At 45.7% G+C, this 26,583-nt stretch carries 21 protein-coding genes; 8 read left to right on the top strand and 13 right to left on the bottom strand.

What is annotated here, in order from left to right:
- Positions 1-385 precede the first annotated feature (385 nt).
- Positions 386-1,045 carry a hypothetical protein gene (locus tag TW81_RS04545; RefSeq protein ID WP_420835056.1) on the top strand — a complete coding sequence of 220 codons (660 nt, stop codon included), beginning with the start codon at positions 386-388 and terminating at the stop codon, positions 1,043-1,045.
- 45 nt (positions 1,046-1,090) lie between these two features.
- Here the strand turns inward: TW81_RS04545 and orn are convergent, their stop codons facing one another.
- Complete coding sequence (gene orn, locus TW81_RS04540) at positions 1,091-1,636, bottom strand: oligoribonuclease (protein WP_045954545.1); 546 nt, start codon at positions 1,634-1,636, stop codon at positions 1,091-1,093.
- Positions 1,637-1,763: 127 nt separating this feature from the next.
- Between orn and rsgA the strand changes: the two genes are divergently transcribed.
- From rsgA to TW81_RS04510, 6 genes are all read left to right on the top strand, one after another.
- Positions 1,764-2,819, top strand: a complete 1,056-nt coding sequence (gene rsgA / locus TW81_RS04535; RefSeq protein WP_045954544.1) for a small ribosomal subunit biogenesis GTPase RsgA — start codon at positions 1,764-1,766, stop codon at positions 2,817-2,819.
- Positions 2,820-2,930: 111 nt separating this feature from the next.
- A complete protein-coding gene (gene asd / locus TW81_RS04530; protein WP_045954543.1) occupies positions 2,931-3,809 on the top strand; it encodes an archaetidylserine decarboxylase in 879 nt (292 codons plus the stop codon).
- Positions 3,810-3,977: 168 nt separating this feature from the next.
- Positions 3,978-5,393: an SLC13 family permease gene (locus tag TW81_RS04525; RefSeq protein ID WP_045954542.1), complete on the top strand. Its 1,416-nt coding sequence runs from the start codon at positions 3,978-3,980 to the stop codon at positions 5,391-5,393.
- A 145-nt stretch (positions 5,394-5,538) separates the two neighbouring features.
- On the top strand, positions 5,539-6,426 hold the full coding sequence (locus tag TW81_RS04520; protein ID WP_045954541.1) for a DMT family transporter: 888 nt from the start codon (positions 5,539-5,541) through the stop codon (positions 6,424-6,426).
- Positions 6,427-6,661: 235 nt separating this feature from the next.
- Entirely contained in the window at positions 6,662-8,194 is a 1,533-nt protein-coding gene (gene gpmM, locus TW81_RS04515) for a 2,3-bisphosphoglycerate-independent phosphoglycerate mutase (RefSeq protein WP_045954540.1), read from the top strand.
- A gap of 145 nt (positions 8,195-8,339) precedes the next feature.
- Complete coding sequence (locus tag TW81_RS04510) at positions 8,340-9,476, top strand: murein hydrolase activator EnvC family protein (protein WP_045954539.1); 1,137 nt, start codon at positions 8,340-8,342, stop codon at positions 9,474-9,476.
- 84 nt (positions 9,477-9,560) lie between these two features.
- Here TW81_RS04510 and TW81_RS04505 read toward each other — a convergent pair whose 3' ends face one another.
- The 4 genes from TW81_RS04505 to nudC all read right to left on the bottom strand — a co-directional run bounded on the left by TW81_RS04505 (position 9,561) and on the right by nudC (position 13,453).
- Complete coding sequence (locus TW81_RS04505) at positions 9,561-10,514, bottom strand: DHHA1 domain-containing protein (protein ID WP_045954538.1); 954 nt, start codon at positions 10,512-10,514, stop codon at positions 9,561-9,563.
- An 89-nt stretch (positions 10,515-10,603) separates the two neighbouring features.
- Positions 10,604-11,239 (bottom strand): TetR/AcrR family transcriptional regulator, encoded by a 636-nt coding sequence (locus tag TW81_RS04500; protein WP_045954537.1) that lies wholly within the window; start codon positions 11,237-11,239, stop codon positions 10,604-10,606.
- A gap of 106 nt (positions 11,240-11,345) precedes the next feature.
- Positions 11,346-12,413 (bottom strand): uroporphyrinogen decarboxylase, encoded by a 1,068-nt coding sequence (gene hemE, locus TW81_RS04495; RefSeq protein ID WP_045954536.1) that lies wholly within the window; start codon positions 12,411-12,413, stop codon positions 11,346-11,348.
- Positions 12,414-12,667: 254 nt separating this feature from the next.
- Positions 12,668-13,453, bottom strand: coding sequence for an NAD(+) diphosphatase (nudC, locus tag TW81_RS04490; RefSeq protein ID WP_045954535.1), 786 nt, complete (start codon positions 13,451-13,453; stop codon positions 12,668-12,670).
- A gap of 178 nt (positions 13,454-13,631) precedes the next feature.
- Between nudC and rsd the strand changes: the two genes are divergently transcribed.
- Complete coding sequence (gene rsd, locus TW81_RS04485; RefSeq protein ID WP_084715803.1) at positions 13,632-14,126, top strand: sigma D regulator; 495 nt, start codon at positions 13,632-13,634, stop codon at positions 14,124-14,126.
- Positions 14,127-14,264: 138 nt separating this feature from the next.
- On the opposite strand, the gene rpoC is transcribed toward rsd, so the two are convergent.
- The 8 genes from rpoC to secE all read right to left on the bottom strand — a co-directional run bounded on the left by rpoC (position 14,265) and on the right by secE (position 26,290).
- Positions 14,265-18,467 (bottom strand): DNA-directed RNA polymerase subunit beta', encoded by a 4,203-nt coding sequence (gene rpoC / locus TW81_RS04480; protein WP_045954533.1) that lies wholly within the window; start codon positions 18,465-18,467, stop codon positions 14,265-14,267.
- A 92-nt stretch (positions 18,468-18,559) separates the two neighbouring features.
- A complete protein-coding gene (gene rpoB / locus TW81_RS04475; RefSeq protein ID WP_045954532.1) occupies positions 18,560-22,588 on the bottom strand; it encodes a DNA-directed RNA polymerase subunit beta in 4,029 nt (1,342 codons plus the stop codon).
- 231 nt (positions 22,589-22,819) lie between these two features.
- Complete coding sequence (gene rplL, locus TW81_RS04470) at positions 22,820-23,188, bottom strand: 50S ribosomal protein L7/L12 (RefSeq protein WP_045954531.1); 369 nt, start codon at positions 23,186-23,188, stop codon at positions 22,820-22,822.
- A gap of 57 nt (positions 23,189-23,245) precedes the next feature.
- Positions 23,246-23,740: a 50S ribosomal protein L10 gene (rplJ, locus tag TW81_RS04465; protein ID WP_045954530.1), complete on the bottom strand. Its 495-nt coding sequence runs from the start codon at positions 23,738-23,740 to the stop codon at positions 23,246-23,248.
- Between the two features lie 291 nt (positions 23,741-24,031).
- Complete coding sequence (gene rplA / locus TW81_RS04460; RefSeq protein ID WP_045954529.1) at positions 24,032-24,733, bottom strand: 50S ribosomal protein L1; 702 nt, start codon at positions 24,731-24,733, stop codon at positions 24,032-24,034.
- Between the two features lie 4 nt (positions 24,734-24,737).
- Positions 24,738-25,166, bottom strand: a complete 429-nt coding sequence (gene rplK, locus TW81_RS04455; protein WP_005384682.1) for a 50S ribosomal protein L11 — start codon at positions 25,164-25,166, stop codon at positions 24,738-24,740.
- Between the two features lie 181 nt (positions 25,167-25,347).
- Positions 25,348-25,896, bottom strand: coding sequence for a transcription termination/antitermination protein NusG (gene nusG, locus TW81_RS04450; RefSeq protein WP_004415884.1), 549 nt, complete (start codon positions 25,894-25,896; stop codon positions 25,348-25,350).
- A 13-nt stretch (positions 25,897-25,909) separates the two neighbouring features.
- Complete coding sequence (secE, locus tag TW81_RS04445) at positions 25,910-26,290, bottom strand: preprotein translocase subunit SecE (RefSeq protein ID WP_045954528.1); 381 nt, start codon at positions 26,288-26,290, stop codon at positions 25,910-25,912.
- Positions 26,291-26,583 lie beyond the last annotated feature (293 nt).

The following is a 26,583-nucleotide window of genomic DNA, read 5'->3' as shown; positions in this document are numbered from 1 at the left end:
AACTGAGCTAGTGTCGCATTCACAACGTTTCCGTCGTTCAGGGCTGCGAATTATAAGAGCATTTTTTTGTGATGCAAGTCCTTCATGAAAAAAATGTCTGTTTTTTTCTTATTTGGACAAAAATCGCACATCGCCTATAAAAACAGATTGAAATTCAAACAATTTGTATTTCGCTAAAAATCATACTCACAATTTGAACACGACTCAAAGTGGGATATTGACCTGCATTTTTCTTGCTTCAACTCGCTGATGATTACGATTTTTTATATAACTACTGCTGATACTTACCCCTTATTGTCGTGTAAACCTTCCCTAGGTTAAGGATTCCTAATCCATGTCGCTTTATAAGACCTGTTTTAAAGCATGCTTTGCCATTGCAGTCTGCATGTTCGTTGTCGGTTGCGGTTCGATGCCCAAAACAGTGCGTAATCTTGGCAAAAGCGACGTTGATTTCGTTACCGATGTTCACGCCCGCCAATTAAAACTGCAAATGATCGAGCTAACGCGTAAACTTTATGTACGTAACCCAATCCAACTGCATAAGAACCCAGCAGCGACAATAGATAGCCGTATCAAACAGATTTTTGGATCAGAAAACAGCATTGAACTACCGCCACTGATTTTTGATGAGCTCAACGGCGTAACGGGAATTGATGCGATTTTGCTGAGTTTTGACGAGACGTTTCAAGGTGACCGAGTATTTGCCGCTATCGTTGGCCTCTCTGAAATGTTGCGCCGATCCTACAACCACCAGCAGGAATTTTTCATTCTGGATTCATTGGATGAGCAAGCGCTTTACAACAGTGCGAGAAACATAGAGATCTTTGTCTGGAGACTTTATCACCGCCGTGACCAATATGGTAATCCGCTGATCTACAGCAATGAGACCAATGACAATGGCGGAGATATAAGCTTTGACAGACTATTCACTAAGATGGTCATGATTCAAGATATGATGGCGTTGATCGTTGCAGATAAAACCAATCGTAGTATCACTAAAGTGGCTCATGGCGTAGCGCAGTTTGTTTTCCTACCAATCCCATAAACAATAATGCCAGCAAAGGTTGCTGGCATTATACGGGATACATGATTAGATTGAGATGATGGTTTGTCGGTAGTATTGCAACTCAGCAATCGACTCTCTAATATCATCCAACGCTAAATGACTGCCTTTTTTGCTAAAACCATCTAACACTTCTGGCTTCCAACGGCGCGTGAGCTCTTTTAGTGTACTGACATCGATATAACGGTAGTGGAAATATTCTTCCAGCTCAGGCATATGTTTGTATAGAAAGCGACGATCCTGGCCGACACTATTGCCACAAATTGGCGACTTCCCTTTGGACACCCACTTTTCTAAGAACTCCACGGTTTGACGAACCGCTTCTTGCTCATCGATATCACTTGCACGAACACGAGCGACAAGGCCGCTACCCGTATGCGTTGTCGTACACCATTCGTCCATTTTCGCCAACTCGACATCAGGCTGATGGATGGCAAGTACAGGTCCTTCAGCTAAAATATTCAATTCACTGTCTGTCACTATGGTAGCAATTTCGATGACTTTATGGGTTTCAGGGTCGAGTCCTGTCATCTCAAGATCAATCCAAATTAAATTTTGATCGCTAAAGGACATAAATCGTTGCCTATTGGTTTTAAGATAAAAAAGGTACTATACCCAAATTCCGATACCCAAGATAGATTGAGATGCACGCTGTCGCACAGGTATCACTCGATAAATTAATCAACTGAAGTAGAGAAACGTGGCTAAAAAGAAAAAGTTAACCAAAGGTCAGGTCAGGCGTGTACGCCATAACCAAAAGCGCAAACTCAAGCAAGAAGAGTCTGTCCAATGGGACGAATCGATGCTTGGCGGAAGCAAATCAGGCCTGGTTATCACTCGTTTTGGACAGCACGCTGATATCGAAGATCTCGAAAGCGGAGAAATCCAGCGTTGTAACTTACGTCGCGGTATCGAAACTCTCGTCTCTGGCGACAAAGTTATTTGGCGCCCCGGATTAGAAATTATGGAAGGGATCAGTGGAGTCGTTGAAGCCGTTGAACCGCGAACATCCGTTTTAACTCGTCCTGATTATTACGACGGCTTAAAACCAGTCGCCGCCAACGTTGATCAAATGGTGATTGTTTCATCCGTGCTACCTGAGTTATCACTCAACATCATTGACCGCTACCTTGTCGCGTCTGAAACTCTAAGCATTGCTCCTCTACTGGTGTTAAATAAGATTGATCTATTAGAAAAAGAGCAATTGGACGAGTACAAAACATGGCTTAGTGAATACCAACGTATTGGCTACAAGGTGTTGTTCGTCAGTAAACAAACCGGTGAAGGCATTGCAGAGCTTGAAGCTGAATTGAAAAACAGAATCAATATCTTTGTCGGACAATCTGGTGTGGGCAAATCCAGTCTGGTTAATGCTTTGATGCCACAGTTTAATGTCGAAGAAGGCGAAATTTCGGAAAACTCAGGCTTAGGTCAGCACACGACTACTGCATCACGCCTTTACCATATCCCAACTGGCGGTGATCTTATCGACTCGCCTGGGGTACGAGAATTTGGCCTGTGGCACTTAGAAGCCGAAGAGGTCACTAAAGCTTTTGTCGAGTTCAGACCTTTCTTAGGTGGTTGTAAGTTCCGAGACTGTAAACACACTGACGACCCAGGTTGTGTACTACGTCAAGCCGTCGAAGATGGAGAGATCAACGAGATTCGCTTTGAAAATTACCACCGCATTTTAGAAAGCATGGCGGAGAACAAGGCTAACCGACAATACTCTCGCAATAAAAAAGCTGATTTGTAACCACAAATTTGTAAGCAAACTATCGCAACTGCTGACTTTTGGCTGCAACTTGAGTAACATCTCGCGCCCAGAAACTAGACAATCATCAAAATAGCATTGGAATTGAACACAATGGATAAGATTAAAGTTGGACTGCAATATTGGATCCCACAACACGGTCTAACACGCTTAATGGGCAAACTCGCCTCTGCAAAAGCGGGTGGCCTAACCACCGCTGTGATTAAGTGGTTTATCAAACAGTACAACGTCAATATGGATGAAGCGCGTCACTCTGATCCAAAGCACTTCAAAACATTTAATGAGTTTTTCGTTCGCGAACTGAAAGAAGGTGCTCGACCTGTTGCGGAAGGCGCAAGTATCATCACTCACCCTGCCGACGCTTGTGTGAGCCAGTTTGGCCCAATTACCGATGGTAAACTGATCCAAGCCAAGGGCCACGATTTTAGCGCTCAGGAATTACTCGGCGGTGATGCCGCATTAGCGCAAGAATTTGCTGACGGTGAGTTTGCGACACTTTACCTCTCGCCACGCGACTACCACCGCGTTCATATGCCATGCGATGGCACTCTGCGTCAGATGATTTATGTACCAGGCGACCTCTTCTCTGTTAACCCATTAACCGCGGAAAACGTGCCAAACTTATTTGCACGCAACGAACGCGTAGTGTGTATTTTTGATACCGAGTTTGGCCCTATGGCTCAAGTGCTTGTCGGTGCGACCATTGTCGGCAGTATTGAACAAGTATGGGCAGGCACGATTACGCCACCTCGCGGTAACACAGTCTACAAATGGGATTACCCAACGGAAGGTAACAAAGCCGTCATTTTGAAAAAAGGTGAAGAGATGGGCCGCTTTAAACTTGGCTCTACTGTGATCAACCTTTTCCCTAAAGATAGCGTCAAATTTGATGACACAATGAAGCAGGGCGAAACCACCGTTATGGGCACAGCTTACGCTCATACAACGCAGGTTGAACCAAACGCAGAGTAATAGCTCGCTACTCTTCCTGAGCCTCGCTATCGCGGGGCTTTTTTGACTCAAAACAAATCTCTACCAACAATTCCAACTGTTTATCAAAATTCTAAACTGCGTCTAAGACCTTAAATCGATTGTAATTTAACCTAAAGACTAATTGATGCTTTTTAGGTACACGTTGATATGCCAAAGGTAGACTCGGGAATTATTATTAAGCTGCTGATCAGTTTCGGACTTCCAATCGGAGTGCTGTTTATGCCGATTGATTGGATCCCTATCGACGATCTCACCCTAATTCAGCATCGATTACTGGCGATTTTTTTACTCGCAGCTTTGCTCTGGGTATTAGAGCCAGTCCCTGTGTTTGCGACCTCGATTTTAATCATTGCCCTTGAGTTGGTGATGATATCCAATAAGGGCTTACATGTATTTCGCACGCCACCTCAAGGCCATGATCTCGGCGAACTGATGAACTACACCGATATTTTCAGTGCTTTTTCATCGCCGATCATCATCCTATTTATGGGGGGATTCGCGCTGGCTATTGCGGCTTCAAAATACGAATTGGACAACAACTTAGCTCGCGTTCTACTCAAGCCTTTTGGCCACCAGCCTAAATTCATCATGCTGGGGCTTATGCTCATCACAGCGGTGTTTTCGATGTTTATGTCCAACACTGCAACAACAGTCATGATGCTCGCTTTATTAGGACCTATCGTTGCATCCGCCCCCAAAGGGGATATTGGCATCAAAGCTTTGGTGCTGTGTATTCCTATCGCGGCAAATACCGGCGGTATTGCGACACCGATAGGCACACCGCCTAACGCTATCGCGCTGCAGTATCTGACCGGAGAAAACAGTATCGATTTTCTTAGTTGGATGATGATGGGTGTACCATTTGTGATAGTCCAACTCACCATTGCGTGGTTTTTACTGCAAAAACTGTTTCCCTCTTCACAGCAAACCATGACTCTAAAGCTTGATGGTCAGTTTCAAAAAAGCTGGCGTGCGATTGTGGTATACGCAACATTCGCCGGGACAATATTATTGTGGATGACAACGAAACTGCATGGCATGAATACCTATGTGGTATCGATTATTCCGCTAGCGGTGTTCACTTTAACGGGCATTATGGGTAAAGCCGAACTTAAACTGATCAACTGGGACGTATTGTGGTTAGTTGCCGGTGGTATTGCGATTGGTATTGGGTTAGATAAAACAGGGCTCGCCTTTGCATTGGCGCACGCCATAGACTATGAATCATTGTCACCAATGGCGGTAGTTCTGAGCATGTCACTGGTGTGTTGGGTGATGGCAAACTTCATGTCCAATACCGCAACAGCTAACTTACTCATGCCTATAGCGGCAGCGATTGGCGCTTCAATGGAGAGCTTAGCCGCGATTGGAGGACTACAAGGTCTGTTAATCGTGGTCGCTTTTTCAGCCTCTCTTGGTATGATTCTCCCTGTTTCAACACCACCGAACTCTTTGGCCTACTCTACTGGTCTTATTGAAAGCAAAGATATGGCCAAGTCGGGTGTCATTATCGGCATCATCGGCCTAAGTATTGTTTACGCTGGCACACTCCTCCTTACCTGAGTGAGTGCTCACATCCTTAACCACTTAGCACTATGACAGTCAAAGGCTAAACCCAAGTAGATAATTAGGTTTAGTCTTTGATTTCACCTTGTTTTAATGCATATTGTCAGCCTGTAATATTGCAAAATCACAAGGATTCGTGTCGATGGGTTATGAATGGCTGGCGTTGGCCGCGGCATTTCTTTGGGCGGTCGCCAGTTTACTCTCAGTGGTTCCGGCTCAGCATCTGGGTACCTTTGCCTATAGCCGATGGCGAATGGGGTGTACCTCTGTCATTTTGGGCACTATGGCGCTGTTTACTGGCGGCTGGGCAAGTGTCGAAACCAGTGCAATTTCGGCCATGATGTTGTCCGGAGTGATCGGAATTTTCATCGGTGATACCGCACTGTTTGCTTGTTTGAATCGTATGGGGCCGCGACAAGCAGGTTTGCTCTTCTCGTGTCACGCAGTCTTTTCCGCTCTACTCGGTTATTTCCTTTTTAGCGAAACCATGACCTCAATGGAATTGATCGGATCAGCATTGGTCTTTTCCGGCGTGTTAACGGCCATTTTTTTCGGTCGCAGAGGGCAAGCTAATAATCATCTAGAGTCAATCAAAGGCAATATCTGGATTGGTGTCGCCTTAGGGTTGGTCGCAGCGCTATGTCAAGCACTCGGTGGCATCATTGCAAAACCTATCATGCAAACCGCGATTGACCCCGTTGCTGCTTCTGCGATGCGTATGATGACGGCTTTTGTTGCCCACTGTGTGTTTTTCCTCAGTGGAGCACGCCTTGCTCGCGCCACTAAACCAATGAACGCAAAAATCTTCTCTATCACTGCGATCAACGGTTTTCTCGCCATGGCCGTCGGTATGACGTTGATCTTGTACGCACTGCAACAAGGCAATGTGGGCATGGTCGCACTGCTCTCTTCTACCACGCCTATCATGTTATTGCCTATACTTTGGATTTACTCTGGTAAACGACCTAATCGATTCGCTTGGCTCGGAGCGATAGTTGCTGTTGTGGGCACGGGAATTCTGGTTAGCTAGCTATTACAGCAATAGCTAATTCCCACTTTCAATTTATCTTTTAAGCGAGAAAATAGGCTTAGAAAATGGTTGCTACTGGTGGTTGAAGAAAGACTTACTATCAGTAAGGTGAAAAATAACAACAATATTTCGCACACAATATTTGATCTTAACCTACAGTTTTGGTTAAAAAGTGTAGTAAAATTACGCTAATTTTGTTTCTAAAGTTACTTTGAAATTTGACGAGGTCATCACTATGACAGCTAAGAAGCCAATGGCTCTAGTTATTCTTGACGGTTACGGTCACCGTGAAGATACAGCAAGCAACGCGATCGCAAACGCAAATACTCCATTCCTTGATAGCTTGTTTGCTAACAAACCAAACACTCTAATCTCTGCTTCTGGCATGGATGTTGGCCTACCTGACGGTCAAATGGGTAACTCAGAAGTTGGTCACACTAACATCGGCGCAGGTCGCGTGGTGTACCAAGACTTAACTCGCATCACTAAATCTATCGCTGACGGTGAGTTCCAGCACACGGCTGCACTGGTTGAAGCGATTGACGCGGCAGTAAAAGCTGACAAAGCTGTTCACATCATGGGTCTTATGTCTCCAGGTGGCGTACACTCTCACGAAGATCACATCTACGCAGCCGTTGAAATGGCAGCGGCACGTGGCGCAGAGAAAATCTACCTACACTGCTTCCTAGACGGTCGTGACACACCGCCACGCAGCGCAGAGAACTCTCTACAGCGCTTCCAAGACTTATTCGCGAAACTAGGTAAAGGCCGAGTGGCTTCTCTAGTAGGCCGTTACTACGCGATGGACCGTGATAACAACTGGGATCGCGTTCAAGTTGCTTACGATCTACTAACCCAAGCTAAAGCAGAGTTCACTTTCGATACTGCAGTGGCTGGTCTTGAAGCTGCATACGCTCGTGATGAGAACGATGAATTCGTTAAAGCAACCGCAATCAAAGCAGAAGGCCAAGAAGATGCGGTAATGGCAGACGGCGATGCCGTAATCTTCATGAACTACCGCGCTGACCGTGCTCGTCAAATCACACGTACTTTCGTTCCTGCATTCGACGGCTTCGAACGCGCAGTATTCCCAGCAATCAACTTCGTAATGCTAACGCAATACGCTGCTGACATCCCACTAACAATCGCGTTCCCGCCAGCCTCTCTAGAGAATACTTACGGTGAGTGGCTCTCTAAGCAAGGTAAGACTCAGCTACGTATCTCTGAAACGGAGAAATACGCGCACGTAACTTTCTTCTTCAACGGTGGTGTTGAGAATGAATTCGACGGTGAAGAGCGTCAGCTTGTTGCTTCTCCAAAAGTGGCTACTTACGACCTTCAACCAGAAATGAGTTCTGAAGAGCTAACTGAAAAGATGGTTGCAGCGATCAAATCTGGTAAGTACGACACTATTATCTGTAACTACCCTAACCCAGATATGGTTGGTCACACTGGCGTTTACGAAGCAGCAGAGCAAGCGATCGAAGCAATCGATGCGTGTGTTGCTAAAGTAACGGCCGCTATCGAGGAAGTTGGTGGTCAAATGCTGATCACAGCTGACCACGGCAACGCAGAAATGATGGTTGACCCAGAGACAGGCGGTACTCACACCGCTCACACTAACTTACCTGTACCACTCATCTACGTTGGTGACAAAGCGGTTGAGTTCAAACAAGGTGGTAAGTTGTCTGATCTAGCACCAACAATGCTAGCGCTAACTGGATTAGAGATCCCAGCAGAAATGACAGGCGAAGTACTGTTTAAGTAAGCCACATAGCTGACCAATAACAAAGCCCGAGCCGTCAATTGCTCGGGCTTTTTAGTTTTAAGGTAACTTTGACATTGGGCTTTCTTCTAGACAAAAGGTTTGGGTATACTGGAAGCTTCTCAAATAGTTAGGACATATTGGTAATATGATTAGCCCGCGAGTAAGGACTTTCATTTCCAGCAAGGTTTGGCTTGCTGTTGGGTTGATGCTATCTGCCTATGCAATACTGCCTAGCTACGCGGCAAGCAATGCCGAATTAAAAGGGGTAAGCGGTGAAATTTCGCGTCAAAAGCAATCCCTGACATCCCAACAGAAAAAGCTCGATTCACTGCAACAATCTCTCAAATCACAAGAAATTACCATTACCCGCTTAGAAGCAGAGATCAAAGCCACCAAGGCGTCTCTCGCGACCACCAATCAAAACATCACTCAACTTGAGTCCAAAGTGGAACAATTGGAACAGCAGAAGAAGGCCCAAAGTGACCGACTAGCCGAGCTACTCCAGATCTATTACGTTACGCAACGGGCGAAATCGTCGTCAAATATCCTCAACCAAGGCGTCGAAGAAGATCGCATCAGTCAATACTTCCAACACCTTGCTAAGCAGCGTGCTGCCACCATTAATGAGCTGGAAAAAACTGCCGAAGAGCTGGATAACAGTCGCGAGCAGCTCAAACTTGAAAAACAGCAGATCACGAGTTTACTTAACCAACAAACCAACAAACGGGATCAGTTAGCAAAAACGCAATCTCAACGTAAAGGTACGGTCTCTCAGATTCGCAAAAGCATCTCGAATGACAAAGTCTACCTGTCTGAATTGCAACGCAATGAGACGCGCTTAAAAGCAGAGATAGCCAAAGCAGCCAAGCGTAACTCCATCCCAATGGATGGACTAGCGCGCCAAAAAGGCAAACTGCCTTGGCCATTGAAAGGAAGCATTCTACATAACTATGGCACACGTCAGACTGGGCAGATCAATTGGAAGGGCATGGTCATTGACGCAAACTACGGCCAATCCGTTAAAGCCGTTTACTCTGGCACCGTGGTATTCGCTGACTACTTACGCGGCTATGGTTTAGTCATTCTCCTCGACCACGGAAAAGGAGACATGACTTTGTATGGGTTTAACCAAAGTTTGTTGAAAAAAGAAGGGGATAAAGTTTCCGCTGGAGAAAAAATTGCTCTTGCCGGCGATACTGGAGGCCAGCCACGTCCATCACTTTATTTTGAGATACGCCGCAATAGTAAAACCCATAACCCCAAAAGTTGGCTAACTCGTTAGTTAGCTAAGAAGAAACAGCATATATGATGAAAATGACGCCTAATCTGGCGTCATTTTTACTCTAATAAGAGACTAATACTCAACTCAGTAATACGCTTCAACTGCCGCAATAAATGCCTCTAACTGACTCTTTGCCAAAGCATTAATTCCTGCGGCGGCGGCTCGCCCACCTCCGGTGGCAAATTGTGAACAGATATCACCAGCGCCTTGTTTGTTATTCAGTGGGGCACGCAAAGAAACCGTATAGCTACCATCACGATTTTCAGTCAACACTGCGTGAGCTGAGTCGGGGGCTTGGTTGGCGAGCAAGTTACCATAGACACCACTGATACGACGTGAAGATGGCAAATCTGGCAGTTCAAACAGGGCCAGCTTTTCACTGTGATATAACGCATCTATCGCTAGCGCCTGTTCCATGTCTCGTTGATAAGCAGCACGCAGTAAATGGAAGGGTGATGTTTGATCAGCAATAACAGCAAATGGATCATCATAGCTCAAAAGTGCCGTAAACAAATCTGCGGGGTGAAAATGAAGGTCATCCAACTGAGAACCGTACCCATTGTAGTTAATCAAGGTGCCCAGTTCTTTTAGTTTCGCTTTCTGCTCCTCGCTCAAACCCGCCACATCGGCTAGCTCATCGGCTTTAGCAATCAAGTTATCACCATAAGCCGCCGTAATTGCCCATGTATGATAGCGACCAGTGAGTAGCTTATCGACAATCAAGGCAGTGCAGGTATTGGCGTCTAAATCGATATGCGCCTCTAGACTGTCGTGAGCTGGGATTAGCCCGGATTTATGATGATCGGCATAGAAGACTTTAGCCCCAGAAAACAACGCTTTTTCAAGACCTGCGAGATTCTTTTCCATTGAGATATCCAACACAGTAACCGTATCAGCTGCAGAGGTGTCAATTTTGTCGAGTAACTGAATATCCCGTTTCACTCCGGTAACCAAATTAGAAGATTTTGGCTCAGCCAAGCGTAGTTGCAGCAACGCAATGATCCCGTCGGCATCACCATTGAAGACGTCGAAGTGCATAAAATAAAACCCATTAAAATATCTCTCGATACTCTAATGGGTTAGTGATAGCTGAACAATCTCAATTGGTTATAAGTTGGAACCGTATCTTAAGCGTGAATCGCTTTCACGCCATCTTCAAGTAGTTGTAATTGCTCTAAGCCCTGTGGGGTTGCTTTAGGTTTTACTACCGAGATCATTTGCAACATGCCTTGGTGAATAACCTGTTCGGTAATCTGCGTTTTCGGTGACATGGCCGCTTGATACCCCAGCCAGCTTGACGCGATCATATGCAGCGTCGTCACTAAAGAGCGCATATCACTGTCATCAACTTGCACTAAATCGAGAGCAACAAACGCTCGCATAATGTTAATCAAGTTGGTTTGCAGCTTATCCTGCACTTGAATATATTCTTCGTGTAGCAATTCATCTCGCTGCAGGATTTCAGGTAAGTTGGCGTAGAAAAAGCGATACTTCCACATCAAAGTAAAAATGGAATCAAGATAGTGCTTAAGCAGAACTAAGCTCTCTTGTTGACCTTGAATCGGGGTAAAGCGTTCGAGTAATTCATTGGAATAGAGCGCAAAAATTTCGCGAACAATCTCTTGCTTGTTACGGAAGTGGTAATACAGGTTACCCGGACTGATATCGATATAGGCCGCAATATGGTTGGTGGTAATATTACGCTCACCGTGCTCATTAAATTGTTCCAGTGCAGCGAGCACTATCTTGTCGCGAGTCTTCATGAATGTTCCGTATTCCTTCTCTGTTACTATCGGCAGTATAGCGGCTAGTGTAACCGATAACAAAAAAGCGCCTGGTCGTATCAGGCGCTTTTTATCAATTACTCAATTATTTGTGGTACGGCTTGGATAATTCGTGCACCGCCTCAACAAATACGCCAGCATTTTCTGGTGGCACGTCAAGGTGGATACCATGACCTAGGTTAAACACATGGCCTGTACCTGCATCACCAAAACCAGCAAGGATAGTTGAAACTTCTTCACGAATGCGCTCTGGCGAGGCGTAAAGCATAGAAGGATCCATGTTACCTTGCAGAGCGACTTTATCACCGACACGTGCAACTGCGTCAGCGATATTGATCGTCCAATCAAGACCAACGGCATCACAACCTGTTGCAGCAATCTGCTCTAACCACATTCCGCCATTTTTGGTAAACAAGGTCACAGGCACACGACGACCTTCGTTTTCACGGATCAAACCATCAACAATTTTGTGCATGTATTGCAGTGAGAATAGGTTGTAATCACGCGGAGTCAGAACACCACCCCAAGTGTCAAATACCATCACAGACTGCGCACCCGCTTTGATTTGTGCGTTTAGATATTCGATCACGCTGTCTGCGAGCTTATCAAGCAGTAGGTGCAGAGTCTGTGGCTCGGCATACATCATTTTCTTGATCTTAGTGAACGCCTTTGAGCTACCACCTTCGACCATGTAAGTGGCTAGTGTCCATGGGCTACCAGAAAAGCCGATCAACGGTACATCACCATTAAGATCTTTGCGAATCTGGCGCACCGCATTCATGACATACTTAAGCTCACCTTCAGGATCAGGAATACCGATCTTTTCTACATCCGCTTTACAGGTAATTGGTTTATCAAATACCGGCCCTTCACCCGCTGCAAAACGCAGTTCAAGACCCATCGCATCTGGAATCGTTAGAATATCTGAAAACAGAATCGCGGCATCTAAAGGAAAACGGCGTAATGGCTGAAGCGTCACCTCAGAGGCAAGCTCGGCGTTTTTACACAAAGACATAAAATCACCCGCCTGTGCGCGAGTTGCTTTGTATTCTGGCAGGTAACGACCTGCTTGACGCATCATCCATACAGGAGTGTAGTCAACTGGCTGTTTTAGTAACGCGCGAAGATAGCGGTCATTCTTTAATTCAGTCATTCCGATTTTCCGATTTTTAGGCTCGTTTTTATTGGCGGCTATTCTAACACTGTTTGGCTCGCAAAAGCGGTGTGCTTTGCAACCTAGATCAAGTTATTAACTTTTAAATCAGTGCTTAATTTGCACCCACCCCGTAACAGTGTTAAAAATTTGTTTGCTAGCGAAAACTACAATTATAAACCGAGCACTCTGTGCTTGGCATCTCATAACGACATCTTACTTACCCCCTCCTTCTGGAGGGTTTTTTTTGCATTTCAAATAGATAGTTTAATTTCGTTTAACGTGTATTCGATCAACTGCCGAGCAATTGTTCCCTCTGGGGCGACAGGTGGAAGTGTATCGACGTCAAACCAACGAGCATCGCTGAGTTCACTATAATCAGGCTTTAATTCACCACAGTGATAATTCGCGACAAAGCCCATCATCATACTCGACGGGAAAGCCCACGGCTGACTACCAAAATAACGAATGTCTTTGACCTCTACCCCAGTCTCTTCTTTAACTTCACGCGCCACACACTGCTCTAGCGTTTCGCCCACCTCAAGAAAACCCGCAATCACGGTATACATACCATTACGATGTCTTGGATGTTGTGCAAGTAAGATTTGGTTCTCTTTGCGCACCGCAACGATAATACAAGGGAAAATACGTGGGTAATGTAATGTCCGACAGTCACCACATTGCATCGCCAATTGGTTGTGGTTGAGGTGATTTCGGCCACCACATTGAGGGCAGAAACGCAGACTCTGGCTCATGTGTCCATATTGAATAGCTTTACTCATCAGCAAAAATAACGCTTGAGGGAAATGAAGGCAGTCGCGCAATGAAGTGAGTTCTAGCTCTTGCGTCACATCCGCTTCATTGAGCCACATCAGTGGTAGATCATCCCATTGACCAATCTCTATTGCCTGCTCATAAGGTAAGTCTAAACTCTGTGCGCTCCCCATTGGAAGCTGGCCAGAAGATAGCCAAATCTCGCTTCCTGACACGACACACCAATAAGCATTCTTCGTACGGTTAATGTCACCTTTCTTTAACATGGACTTACCTCTTCGCTTGCAGTTCACCTATTTTACTGGCAATCTAAATTGATACCAGAGTTTGTAGTCCGGCAATTTTGAAACTATAAATTCTTGTAAGGACAAGAGGTTGTACTCTGTACGTGCTTTGGGAGTCAAAGCGTAATGGTCACCGGAGAAGTGATCCGATCATGAGGATATGGTCATGCTAAATAAATTCAAACAAACACAAGAACAATGGGGTGGTTCAAGTGAGGTCATTGACCACTGGCTTGAAACCAGACAGTCGCTAATCGTTGAGTACTGTAAGCTTGCCGCGCTGCAACCCTGCTCAACCAAAGCCTCACTCTCTTCTCTTCCTACCCCCAAAGAACTTCAAATATTTTGCCAACATCTCGTCGACTATATCTCTGAAGGTCATTTTAAGATCTACGATATGGTGATGGATAAGTGGCGCGCGACGGGTTTCGAGGCCACAGATGAGATTAATAAGGCTTACGGACAAATTGTCCTGACTACTGAACCTCTGCTCGATTTCACCGATCGCTACGCCGCCGTTAGCGAAGAAGACGACTTAGAATCCTTTGATCGTGATTTATCACTCATTGGTGAAACGATTGAAATACGCTTTGAGGTCGAAGATCAACTGATTCAATTGATTGCCGATAGCTTAGCGGTGCCGCCGGGCGCGTAACCACTTTGCATTCCTAGTGACTAGCAGTACAAATAATGCTTCTAGGAACTAAATGCTCTCTTCTATATCTCAAATACAAAAAAGGCACCCGAAGGTGCCTTTTGTCATTTCTTAGATCGCGATTACTCGCCTGCAGACTTATTCGTCTGAAGAAAAGCCAGCGTTAAGTAGTGCTGCAAGGTTGTCAGTCGCTTGTTCAGCTGAAGGACCTTCTTGCTCTTCTACGCGCTTAGCTTGACGATCTTGGTGGTAAGCGAAACCTGTACCTGCTGGAATCAGACGACCAACAATTACGTTTTCTTTCAGACCACGTAGCTCATCACGCTTACCAGAAACTGCAGCTTCTGTTAGTACGCGAGTTGTCTCTTGGAACGATGCCGCAGAGATGAACGACTCAGTCGCTAGCGATGCTTTAGTGATACCTAGTAACTCACGTTCGAAGCGTGCTGGCTCTTTGCCTTCTGCTTCTAGTGCACGGTTAGCAATCTTAACGTTCGCGTATTCTACCTGCTCACCCGCTAGGAACTCAGAGTCACCAGCGTGAGTAATAGTACACTTGCGTAGCATCTGACGAACGATAGTCTCAATGTGCTTATCGTTAATCTTAACGCCCTGGAGACGGTATACTTCTTGAACTTCGTTCGCGATGTATTGAGTCACAGCGTGGATACCACGTAGACGTAGAATGTCATGTGGAGACTCTGGACCATCTGCGATCACGTCACCACGTTCAACTTTCTCGCCTTCGAATACGTTAAGCTGACGATGCTTAGGAATCATCTCTTCGTAAGTGTCTCCACCTTCACGAGTGATTACTAGACGACGTTTACCTTTGGTCTCTTTACCGAAGCTCACAGTACCTGTGTGCTCAGCAAGAATCGCAGGCTCTTTCGGCTTACGTGCTTCGAACAAGTCAGCTACGCGTGGTAGACCACCGGTGATGTCTCGGTTACCGCCAGACTTCTGAGGAATACGTGAAAGTGTATCACCCACACCTACTTCAGCTCCGTCTTCGATGTTTACGATAGCTTTACCTGGTAGGAAGTAGTGAGCTGGCATATCAGTACCAGGGATCATTACATCGTTACCTTGCTCATCAACAAGTTTGATAGCTGGACGCATATCTTTACCTGCTGCTGGGCGAGCTGCCGCTTCAGTTACTTCGCTTGAAGAAAGACCTGTTAGGTCATCTGTTTGACGAGAAACTGTAACACCGTCGATCATGTCAACGAATTGGATGCGACCTGCCACTTCAGTGATGATTGGCATAGTGTGCGCTTCCCAGTTCGCTACTGTTTCACCAGCTTGAACTGCATCGTTGTTGCCTTTAGTTAGTAGAGAACCGTAAGGCAGTTTGTGTTTCTCTTTCGTACGGCCGAACTCATCAATGATAGTTAGTTCAGATGCACGAGAAGTGATAACAAGCTTACCGTCTTTGTTCGTTACGAACTTAGCGTTGTGTAGCTTAACTGTACCTGTAGTCTTCGCTTGGATGCTGTTCTCTGCTGCTGCAGTAGATGCCGCACCACCGATGTGGAACGTACGCATCGTAAGCTGTGTACCCGGCTCACCGATAGACTGAGCAGCGATAACGCCCACTGCTTCACCTTGGTTTACTAGGTGACCACGTGCTAGGTCACGACCATAACACTGTGCACAACAACCGAAGTCTGCATCACAAGTAACTACAGAACGCACTTTCATGCGGTCAACTGAGTTCTCTTCCATGATCTGACACCACTTCTCATCAATTAGAGTGTTACGTGGAATCAGAACTTCTTCAGTACCTGGCTTAAGAACATCTTCAGCAACAACACGACCTAGAGCTAGCTCAGAAAGTGCAACTTTAACGTCACCACCTTCGATATGCGGCATCATGTCAACACCTTCGTGGGTGCCACAGTCATGTTCGTGTACTACAACGTCCTGCGCAACGTCTACTAGACGACGAGTTAGGTAACCCGAGTTCGCAGTTTTCAGTGCCGTATCCGCAAGACCCTTACGAGCACCGTGCGTTGAGATAAAGTACTGAAGTACGTTTAGACCTTCTTTAAAGTTCGCAGTGATCGGCGTTTCGATGATTGAGCCGTCTGGACGAGCCATCAGACCACGCATACCCGCTAGCTGACGAATCTGAGCTGCAGAACCACGAGCGCCCGAGTCAGCCATCATGTAGATGCTGTTGAATGACTCTTGCTGCTCTTCTTCACCGTCACGGTTAATTACCGTTTCAGATGAAAGGTTTTCCATCATCGCTTTGGCTACGCGATCGTTGGTCGATGCCCAAATATCGATCACTTTGTTGTAGCGCTCACCCGCAGTTACAAGACCAGATTGGTACTGCTCTTGAATTTCGCGAACTTCTGCTTCCGCTTCTTCAATCTCAGTGTACTTCGCTGCAGGTACAACCATGTCGTCGATACCAACAGATACACCAGAAAGTGCCGCGTATGCGAAACCTGTGTACATGATTTGGTCAGCAAAGATTACCGTGTCTTTCAGACCAAGCTTACGGTACGCTTCGTTAAGTAGGTTAGAGATTTGCTTCTTACCTAGCTTTTGGTTAACGATGCTGTACGGTAGACCTGCCGGTACGATTTGCCATAGCATTGCACGACCGATAGTTGTATCAACCATCTTAGTCTCTGTAGTGCTATTACCATCTTCGTCAACAACTGTCTCAGTGATACGAACTTTAACGCGAGCGTGTAGCTCAGCAGTCTTAGTACGGTATGCCTTCTCAGCTTCAGCTGGGCTAGCAAGGTACATACCTTCGCCTTTCACGTTAATCTTGTCACGAGTCATGTAGTAAAGACCCAATACAACGTCCTGAGAAGGTACGATGATCGGATCACCTGACGCTGGCGACAGAATGTTGTTTGTCGACATCATCAGAGTACGAGCTTCAAGCTGTGCTTCTAGAGTTAGAGGCACGTGAACCGCCATTTGGTCACCATCGAAGTCCGCGTTGTACGCTGCACACACTAGTGGGTGTAACTGAATCGCTTTACCTTCGATTAGTACTGGTTCGAATGCCTGGATACCTAGACGGTGAAGTGTCGGTGCACGGTTCAATAGTACTGGGTGTTCACGGATAACTTCGTCTAGGATATCCCAAACGATCGCTTCTTCGCGCTCTACCATCTTCTTAGCAGCTTTGATTGTCGTCGCAAGACCACGAGTCTCTAGCTTGCTGTAGATAAATGGCTTGAATAGCTCAAGTGCCATCTTCTTAGGAAGACCACACTGGTGCAGACGAAGGTATGGACCTACTGTGATTACAGAACGGCCAGAGTAGTCTACACGTTTACCTAGAAGGTTCTGACGGAAACGACCTTGTTTACCCTTGATCATATCAGCAAGAGATTTCAGAGGACGCTTGTTCGAACCTGTGATCGCACGACCGCGACGACCGTTATCTAGAAGCGCATCAACAGACTCTTGCAGCATACGTTTTTCGTTACGTACGATGATGTCCGGAGCAGCTAGCTCTAGTAGACGCTTCAAACGGTTGTTACGGTTGATTACGCGACGGTATAGATCGTTCAGATCAGAAGTCGCAAAGCGACCGCCATCTAGAGGTACTAGAGGACGTAGATCTGGCGGAAGTACCGGAAGCACAGTTAGGATCATCCACTCTGGGTTGTTACCCGATTGAACGAACGCTTCAACTAGCTTCAGACGCTTAGTGATCTTCTTACGCTTAGTCTCTGAGTTAGTAGACTGAAGCTCTTCACGCATCTCTTCGATTTCAGCAGGCAGATCCATAGACGCAAGTAGGTCTTTGATCGCTTCTGCACCCATCTTAGCGGTGAACTCATCACCCCACTCTTCTAGACGGTCCAGATACTCTTCTTCAGTCAGCATCTGAGATTTTTCTAGATCAGTCATACCTGGTTCAGTTACTACGTACATTTCGAAGTAAAGAACACGTTCGATATCACGTAGAGGGATATCCATCAGTAGACCGATACGAGACGGTAGCGATTTTAGGAACCAGATGTGAGCAACTGGTGAAGCAAGCTCGATGTGGCCCATACGGTCACGACGAACTTTAGTTTGTGTAACTTCAACGCCACACTTCTCACAGATTACGCCACGGTGTTTTAGACGCTTGTATTTGCCACAAAGACATTCGTAGTCTTTTACTGGACCAAAGATACGCGCACAAAACAGACCATCACGCTCAGGCTTGAACGTACGATAGTTGATCGTTTCAGGTTTTTTAACTTCACCAAAAGACCATGAGCGAATCATGTCTGGTGAAGATAGACCGATTTTGATTGCATCAAATTCTTCGGTCTTATGCTGCGCTTTTAGAAAGTTTAATAAGTCTTTCACAATCAGCTCCTGTAAGGAGTTAAAAGGAGCTCACCCGCAAAAGTGAGCACCTTCTACCAAATAATCGCTTTTTCTATATAAGAAAGAAGGGATTACTCTTCGTCTTCTAGCTCGATGTTGATACCTAGCGAGCGGATCTCTTTCAACAGTACGTTGAACGATTCTGGCATACCAGGTTCCATGCTGTGGTTACCGTCTACGATGTTCTTGTACATCTTAGTACGGCCGTTAACGTCATCCGACTTAACCGTTAGCATTTCTTGAAGCGTGTAAGCAGCACCGTATGCTTCTAGTGCCCATACTTCCATCTCACCGAAACGCTGACCACCGAACTGAGCTTTACCACCAAGTGGTTGCTGAGTTACTAGGCTGTACGAACCAGTTGAACGAGCGTGCATCTTGTCATCAACAAGGTGGTTTAGTTTCAGCATGTACATGTAACCAACAGTTACAGGACGCTCAAACGCATCACCTGTGCGACCATCAAACAGCGTTAGCTGACCAGATTCCGGTAGGTCACCTAGTTTTAGCAGCTCTTTGATTGATGTTTCATTCGCACCGTCAAATACTGGAGTCGCGATCGGTAGACCACCGCGTAGGTTGCTGATCAGCGTACGCACTTCATCATCAGATAGAGACGCAATGTCTACTTGCTGACGAGTCTCACCAAGATCGTAAACTTTCTGTAGGAAGTCACGGAACTTAGCTAGCTCTTGCTGCTCTTTCACCATTTGGTTGATCTTGTCACCAATACCTTTCGCTGCCAGACCTAAGTGTACTTCTAGGATCTGACCGATGTTCATACGCGAAGGTACACCCAGTGGGTTCAGTACGATGTCAACCGGCTGACCTTTCTCATCGTAAGGCATGTCTTCAACAGGGTTGATCTTAGAGATAACACCCTTGTTACCATGACGACCCGCCATCTTATCACCAGGCTGGATACGACGTTTAACCGCTAGGTAAACCTTAACGATCTTCAGTACGCCAGGTGCTAGATCATCACCTTGTGTGATCTTACGACGCTTAGTTTCGAATTTCTTATCGAAGTCAGCTTTTAGCTCGTCGTACTGCTCTGCTAGCTGTTCAAGCTGAGTCTGTAGAGCATCATCTTCAAGCGTTAGCTCTAGCCACTTCTTACGATCAGTCGTGTCTAGTTTCGCTTCAGTGTAACCACCATCAAGAAGTACAGCTTTAACGCGGTTTAGAAGGCCACCCTCAAGAATCTGGAATTCTTCAGTAAGGTCTTTCTTCGCTTCTTTCAGCTGCATCTGTTCAATTTCAAGTGCACGTTTGTCTTTTTCAACACCGTCACGAGTAAATACTTGAACGTCGATGATCGTACCTGAAACTGAGTTTGGTACACGTAGAGACGTATCTTTAACGTCTGACGCTTTCTCACCGAAGATAGCACGTAGTAGCTTCTCTTCAGGCGTTAGCTGAGTTTCACCTTTAGGCGTTACTTTACCTACAAGGATGTCACCGCCTTTCACTTCCGCACCGATGTAAACGATACCTGACTCGTCTAGTTTAGACAGAGCAGACTCACCTACGTTTGGAATGTCAGCTGTGATCTCTTCAGCACCAAGCTTAGTATCACGCGCCACACAAGATAGCTCTTGAATGTGGATAGTTGTGAAACGGTCTTCTTGAACTACGCGCTCAGATACTAAGATCGAGTCTTCGAAGTTGTAACCATTCCAAGGCATGAACGCGATACGCATGTTCTGACCAAGTGCTAGCTCACCAAGGTCTGTTGAAGGACCATCAGCAAGAACATCACCACGCATTACAGGTTCACCCGGCATCACACATGGACGCTGGTTGATACACGTATTTTGGTTAGAACGAGTGTATTTAGTTAGGTTGTAGATATCGATACCCGCTTCACCCGGGATCAGCTCGTCTTCGTTAACTTTAACAACGATACGAGAAGCATCTACAGACTGGATTACACCACCACGTTTCGCTACCGCTGTAACACCAGAGTCAACTGCGATGTTACGCTCGATACCCGTACCAACTAGAGGCTTGTCAGCCTTAAGTGTTGGAACTGCCTGACGTTGCATGTTCGCACCCATCAATGCACGGTTCGCATCATCGTGTTCTAGGAACGGGATAAGCGATGCAGCGATAGATACAACCTGGTTAGTTGCAACGTCCATGTAATCAACATGTTCTCGTGGGTGTAGGCCAGATTCACCTTTCTGACGAGCTGTGATTAGCTCTTCAGCAAATGTGCCTTCTTCAGTAAGAACAGTGTTCGCCTGAGCGATAACGTACTGACCTTCCTGGATAGCAGATAGGTAATCTACTTCGTCTGTTACTACGCCATCTACTACGCGACGGTATGGAGTCTCTAGGAAACCGTACTCGTTACAACGCGCAAACGCAGATAGAGAGTTGATCAGACCGATGTTTGGACCTTCAGGCGTTTCGATAGGACATAGACGACCGTAGTGAGTTACGTGTACGTCACGTACTTCGAAGCCAGCACGTTCACGAGTTAGACCGCCAGGACCCAATGCAGAAATACGACGTTTGTGCGTTACTTCTGATAACGGGTTGTTTTGGTCCATGAACTGAGATAGCTGTGAAGAGCCAAAGAATTCTTTAACCGCAGCAGAGATTGGCTTAGCGTTGATTAGATCTTGAGGCATGATTGCATCAAGGTCACCAAGGCTTAGACGCTCTTTAACAGCACGTTCAACACGTACTAGACCTACGCGGAATTGGTTTTCTGCCATTTCGCCTACAGAACGGATACGACGGTTACCTAGGTGGTCGATATCGTCCACTTCACCGATGCCGTTACGGATAGCGATAAGCTTCTTCATCACTTCGATGATATCAGTTTCATCTAGTGTGCCTTGCTCTTGAGCATCTTCACGTTCGATAGAGCTGTTGAACTTCATACGACCAACAGTCGATAGATCGTAACGCTCTTCAGAGAAGAATAGGCTTTCGAATAGAGCTTCAGCGGCTTCTTTCGTTGGTGGCTCGCCAGGGCGCATCATGCGGTAGATTTCTACCAGTGCAGAAATACGATCAACAGTGCTGTCGATACGTAGTGTTTCTGACATGAATGGACCGTGGTCTAGATCGTTCGTAAATAGAACTTCTAGCGCTTTATGGCCAGCTTGAGAAAGGTTAGCAAGTGCTTCAAGAGAAATCTCTTGGTTTGCACCAACAATGATCTCGCCAGTCGCTTCGTTGATGTAATCTTTCGACGCAACTTTGCCTACGATGTACTCAACAGGTACTTCGATATGATCAACGCCATCTTTTTCAAGTTGACGGATGTGGCGTGCAGTTACACGACGACCAGTTTCAACATAAACCTTGCCATCTGCTTCGATATCGAAAGACGCAGTTTCACCACGTAGACGATCAGGAACAAGCTCCATCAATAGAGTTTGATCTTTGACTTCGAAGTTCACCTTCTCAAAGAAGATGTCTAAGATCTCTTCTGACGTCTTACCTAGTGCGCGCAGAATGATCGAAGCTGGAAGCTTACGACGACGGTCAATACGTACGTATAGGTTGTCCTTAGGATCAAACTCGAAATCAAGCCATGAACCACGGTAAGGAATAACGCGCGCATTATATAGAACTTTACCTGATGAGTGGGTCTTACCCTTATCGCTGTCGAAGAATACACCTGGGCTTCTGTGCAGCTGGGATACGATAACCCTCTCGGTACCATTGATAACGAAGGTACCATTGTCTGTCATAAGCGGAATTTCGCCCATGTAGACTTCTTGTTCTTTAATGTCTTTTACAGTACCTGCTGGCGCGTCTTTATCAAAGATAACTAGGCGTAGTTTTACGCGTAGTGGTTTTGAATAAGTTACGCCGCGGATTTGACATTCTTTAACGTCAAAAACTGGCTCACCAAGACGGTAGCTAACGTATTGCAGCTCGGAATTGCCGTTGTAGCTCTGAATTGGAAATACAGAACGGAAAGCAGCTTCAAGACCGTATTGACCTTCAGGATCCTGTTCGATGAATTTTTCGAACGAATCGAGCTGGATCGATAGCAGGTATGGAATGTCCAACACTTGTGGACGAGTACCAAAGTCCTTACGGATGCGCTTTTTCTCGGTATAAGAGTAAACCATGGGGTTCCTCAGCTCGCTGATAAGTGACCCAAACTGTCTCGAATCGCAATGAGACAGTGACTAACATCTGTTTGATCGTAGTGACATTTCATTAAGAGCTAATGAAATGTTTTTTGCTAGGAACTTGGGTGCTCAAACAGCGGAAAAATCACCCAACCCCTACAGCGCAAAAAGGCCGGTGGTTATAAAACCACCAGCCATTAGCCGTTAGGCTAAGAAACTATGCAATGATTACTTAACAGTAACACTTGCACCTGCTTCTTCTAGCTGAGCTTTAAGAGCTTCAGCTTCAGCTTTCTCGATGCCTTCTTTTAGAGGTGCTGGAGCACCGTCTACTAGAGCTTTAGCTTCTTTAAGACCTAGGCCAGTTGCGCCACGTACTGCTTTGATTACAGCAACTTTGTTACCGCCAGCAGATTCTAGGATTACGTCGAATTCAGTTTGCTCAGCAGCAGCTTCGCCTGCAGCAGCGCCGCCAGCTACAACAGCAGCAGCAGCAGAAACGCCGAATTTCTCTTCCATTGCTTCGATAAGTTCAACAACTTGCATTACAGACATTTCTGCAACTGCGTCTAGGATTTGCTCGTTAGTAATAGACATAACAATTCTCTTTTAAATCAACAATAAGTTTATTAAGCAACCAGAAAAAAGCAAGGCTTACGCCGCAGCTTCTTCTTTTTGATCGCGGATAGCAGCGAAGGTACGTACCAGCTTGCCAGCAGAAGCTTCTTTCATGCACATCATTAGGCGTGCGATTGCTTCGTCGTAAGTTGGTAGTGTCGCTAGTACTTCAGCGTCAGTTAGCGCGCCTTCAAATGCAGCAGCTTTGATCTCGAAGTCTTTGTTCTCTTTAGCGAAGTCTTTGAAAAGACGCGCTGCAGCACCTGGGTGCTCGTTAGAGAATGCGATTAGAGTAGGGCCAGTGAAAGTGTCAGTTAGACACTCGTAATCTGTACCTTCAACCGCACGACGCATTAGAGTGTTACGAACAACTCGTACATAAACACCAGCTTCACGAGCTTGTTTACGTAGAGAAGTCATCGCGCCCACTTCAACGCCACGAGAGTCAGCTACAACTGCAGAAAGTGCACCACTGGCAGCTTCGTTGACTTCAGCAACAATTGCTTTTTTGTCTTGAAGGTTTAAAGCCATCTTGGATTTACTCCTGGTTGTCGTTACACCACTCACTATTATCACAACAGTGAGAGCTATTGAGGTGCTTCCCAGAAGAAAGGTAACTATTTACATAGAGCTTTCTGTCAGTTCGGGCACCATCTACGTAGGAAGATTAAGTCTATTTCAAAACAGACACCTACGGTCTTGGACGGAGACTGGGTCATAATTCACAGCAAATTCAGAAAGAATTTAATGAACCAAAGTTCAGCCCCAACCACAAATATTAGGCGCGAAATTATACATTAATTTCACGCCTAAGCAAATATATTATGCTTGAGTGTTCAGGCTAGCCTGATCAACAGCAACACCAGCACCCATAGTAGTAGAGATGCTTACTTTCTGCAGGAATGTACCCTTAGCAGAAGACGGCTTAGCTTTCTTCAGAGCAACTAGAAGTGCTTCTAGGTTCTCTTTGATCTGCTCAGCAGAGAAGTTTGCTTTACCGATAGTAGTGTGGATGATGCCGTTTTTGTCGTTACGGTAACGAACCTGACCAGCTTTAGCGTTCTTAACAGCTTCAGCAACGTTAGGAGTTACAGTACCAACTTTAGGGTTTGGCATTAGACCGCGAGGACCTAGGATAGTACCTAGTTGACCTACAACGCGCATTGCATCTGGAGAAGCAACAACTACGTCGAAGTTCATTTCGCCCTTCTTAACTTGCTCAGCAAGATCTTCCATACCTACGATATCTGCGCCAGCTTCTTTAGCTGCTTCAGCGTTTGCACCTTGAGTGAACACTGCAACGCGGATTTCGCGGCCAGTACCGTGAGGTAGTACAGTTGCACCACGTACGTTCTGGTCAGATTTACGAGCATCGATGCCTAGGTTAACAGCAACGTCTACAGACTCAACGAATTTAGCAGTTGCTAGTTCTTGAAGAAGAGCTACAGCTTCGTTGATTTCGTATTCTTTAGTTACGTCAACTTTTTCGCGGATTACGCGCATGCGCTTAGTTAGTTTAGCCATCTTATTAACCCTCTACCACTAGGCCCATTGAACGAGCAGTACCAGCGATTGAACGCTTCATTGCTTCGATGTCAGCACCAGTCATATCAGCAGCTTTAGTTTCTGCGATTTCTTGGATTTGAGCGTCAGTTACAGTACCCACTTTTTCAGTGTTTGGACGACCTGAACCAGACTTAACGCCAGCAGCTTTCTTAAGAAGAACAGCAGCAGGTGGAGTCTTAGTTACGAACGTGAAAGAACGATCGCTGTATACTGTGATAACAACTGGAGTAGGTAGACCTTTCTCGATAGATTCTGTTTTCGCATTGAACGCTTTACAGAATTCCATGATGTTAACACCGTGTTGACCTAGTGCAGGACCAACCGGTGGACTTGGGTTTGCCATACCAGCAGCAACTTGCAGCTTGATGTAAGCTTCAACTTTCTTAGCCATGATAATTCCTAATTTTGGGTACGAACGCTAACCGTCTGATCAGCTCCCCGTTGATATAAAACTCGTTACTTTAGTGTCAGCCAAGCTGTCGACCAAAGTAATAAGGCGCGAAATTATAGTCATAATTCGCGCCTTATACAAGCCTAAAAAGGTGATTTTTTATACTCTTTAAATCCGAGTTTTAGTCCAGTTTTTCAACCTGACCAAATTCAAGCTCTACTGGTGTTGCACGACCAAAGATCGATACAGACACTTTCACACGACTCTTGTCGTAATCCACTTCTTCAACAGTACCGTTAAAGTCAGCGAATGGACCATCAGTAACGCGAACCACTTCACCCGCTTCGTACATAGTACGTGGGCGAGGCGCTTCACTTGCTTTCTCTAGACGGTTAAGAATCGCATCAGCTTCTTTATCAGTGATAGGAGCTGGACGATCAGAGGTACCACCAATGAAGCCCATGACACGCGGCACGCTGCGTACTAGGTGCCATGATTCATCGTTCATGATCATCTGAACTAGGACATAACCAGGGAAGAACTTACGCTCAGATTTACGACGCTGACCAGCGCGCATTTCAACTACTTCTTCAGTAGGAACGAGAACTTCACCAAACAGCTCTTCCATACTGTGCATTTTGATATGCTCGCGAAGAGATTGGGCTACACGACCTTCAAATCCAGAAAAGGCTTGAACCACATACCAGCGTTTTTTTGGCGCTTCACTCATGAATTAAAACCCTCTATACCCCAGTTACAAAAGAGACAAGACGAACCATAATGCCGTCAATACCCCAAAGCACTAGAGCCATTACAATACTTACAGCTAACACGATCAAAGTCGTTTGCATTGTTTCTTGGCGTGTAGGCCAAACTACTTTGCGTACTTCCATACGCGATTCTTTTGCAAACTCGATCGCAGCTTTACCTTTAGTTGTTGTAGCAGCAGCAGCAAGTGCAGCAGCGATTAGTACAACAACACCTGCAGCGCGAATCACTACAGACATTTCACCATACAGGTAATTACCCACAACAGCGGCAGCTAGCAGAACAAAAGTGACAATCCACTTGAAGATATCTGCGCCATTTGAGCTATCAGGAGTTTCAGCATTATTTGCTTTCATAAAACCAACCTGTCTAAGTCTTAATATAGACGACAACAACCCCGCTGTTGCAGGGCAAATCCATGAAACGACAATTTAAGTTAATTGACGTACTCTTTTATTGATTGAGACGCAACACCTCAATCAAAAAACCTGCTCAATGCCATATTGAATAAGAAAACAACAGACATTTTTTATAGTGCAGAAAAAGGGCATCAAATGATGCCCTTTTTGCTACTGGTTCGTCAAATCTTATTCAAAGATTTTCCGAAGTCTTTAGCTAATTCGGAAGAATTAGTCGAAGATCTTAGCAA

Origin of the sequence: Vibrio galatheae (assembly GCF_000967545.1) — a bacterium.
Lineage (GTDB): Bacteria > Pseudomonadota > Gammaproteobacteria > Enterobacterales > Vibrionaceae > Vibrio > Vibrio galatheae.
Note: the sequence above shows the minus strand (reverse complement) of the source record. Positions and strands in the feature narration are given on the sequence as shown.

Excerpts from the sequence above, each read along its gene's own strand:
- TW81_RS04545 (WP_420835056.1), top strand. The coding sequence starts at position 386 with ATGTTCGTTGTCGGTTGCGGTTCGATGCCCAAAACAGTGCGTAATCTT.
- orn (WP_045954545.1), bottom strand. The coding sequence starts at position 1,636 with ATGTCCTTTAGCGATCAAAATTTAATTTGGATTGATCTTGAGATGACA.
- asd (WP_045954543.1), top strand. The coding sequence starts at position 2,931 with ATGGATAAGATTAAAGTTGGACTGCAATATTGGATCCCACAACACGGT.
- TW81_RS04525 (WP_045954542.1), top strand. The coding sequence starts at position 3,978 with ATGCCAAAGGTAGACTCGGGAATTATTATTAAGCTGCTGATCAGTTTC.
- TW81_RS04520 (WP_045954541.1), top strand. The coding sequence starts at position 5,539 with ATGGGTTATGAATGGCTGGCGTTGGCCGCGGCATTTCTTTGGGCGGTC.
- gpmM (WP_045954540.1), top strand. The coding sequence starts at position 6,662 with ATGACAGCTAAGAAGCCAATGGCTCTAGTTATTCTTGACGGTTACGGT.
- TW81_RS04510 (WP_045954539.1), top strand. The coding sequence starts at position 8,340 with ATGATTAGCCCGCGAGTAAGGACTTTCATTTCCAGCAAGGTTTGGCTT.
- TW81_RS04505 (WP_045954538.1), bottom strand. The coding sequence starts at position 10,514 with ATGCACTTCGACGTCTTCAATGGTGATGCCGACGGGATCATTGCGTTG.
- TW81_RS04500 (WP_045954537.1), bottom strand. The coding sequence starts at position 11,239 with ATGAAGACTCGCGACAAGATAGTGCTCGCTGCACTGGAACAATTTAAT.
- hemE (WP_045954536.1), bottom strand. The coding sequence starts at position 12,413 with ATGACTGAATTAAAGAATGACCGCTATCTTCGCGCGTTACTAAAACAG.
- nudC (WP_045954535.1), bottom strand. The coding sequence starts at position 13,453 with ATGTTAAAGAAAGGTGACATTAACCGTACGAAGAATGCTTATTGGTGT.
- rsd (WP_084715803.1), top strand. The coding sequence starts at position 13,632 with ATGGTCATGCTAAATAAATTCAAACAAACACAAGAACAATGGGGTGGT.
- rpoB (WP_045954532.1), bottom strand. The coding sequence starts at position 22,588 with ATGGTTTACTCTTATACCGAGAAAAAGCGCATCCGTAAGGACTTTGGT.
- rplL (WP_045954531.1), bottom strand. The coding sequence starts at position 23,188 with ATGTCTATTACTAACGAGCAAATCCTAGACGCAGTTGCAGAAATGTCT.
- rplJ (WP_045954530.1), bottom strand. The coding sequence starts at position 23,740 with ATGGCTTTAAACCTTCAAGACAAAAAAGCAATTGTTGCTGAAGTCAAC.
- rplA (WP_045954529.1), bottom strand. The coding sequence starts at position 24,733 with ATGGCTAAACTAACTAAGCGCATGCGCGTAATCCGCGAAAAAGTTGAC.
- rplK (WP_005384682.1), bottom strand. The coding sequence starts at position 25,166 with ATGGCTAAGAAAGTTGAAGCTTACATCAAGCTGCAAGTTGCTGCTGGT.
- nusG (WP_004415884.1), bottom strand. The coding sequence starts at position 25,896 with ATGAGTGAAGCGCCAAAAAAACGCTGGTATGTGGTTCAAGCCTTTTCT.
- secE (WP_045954528.1), bottom strand. The coding sequence starts at position 26,290 with ATGAAAGCAAATAATGCTGAAACTCCTGATAGCTCAAATGGCGCAGAT.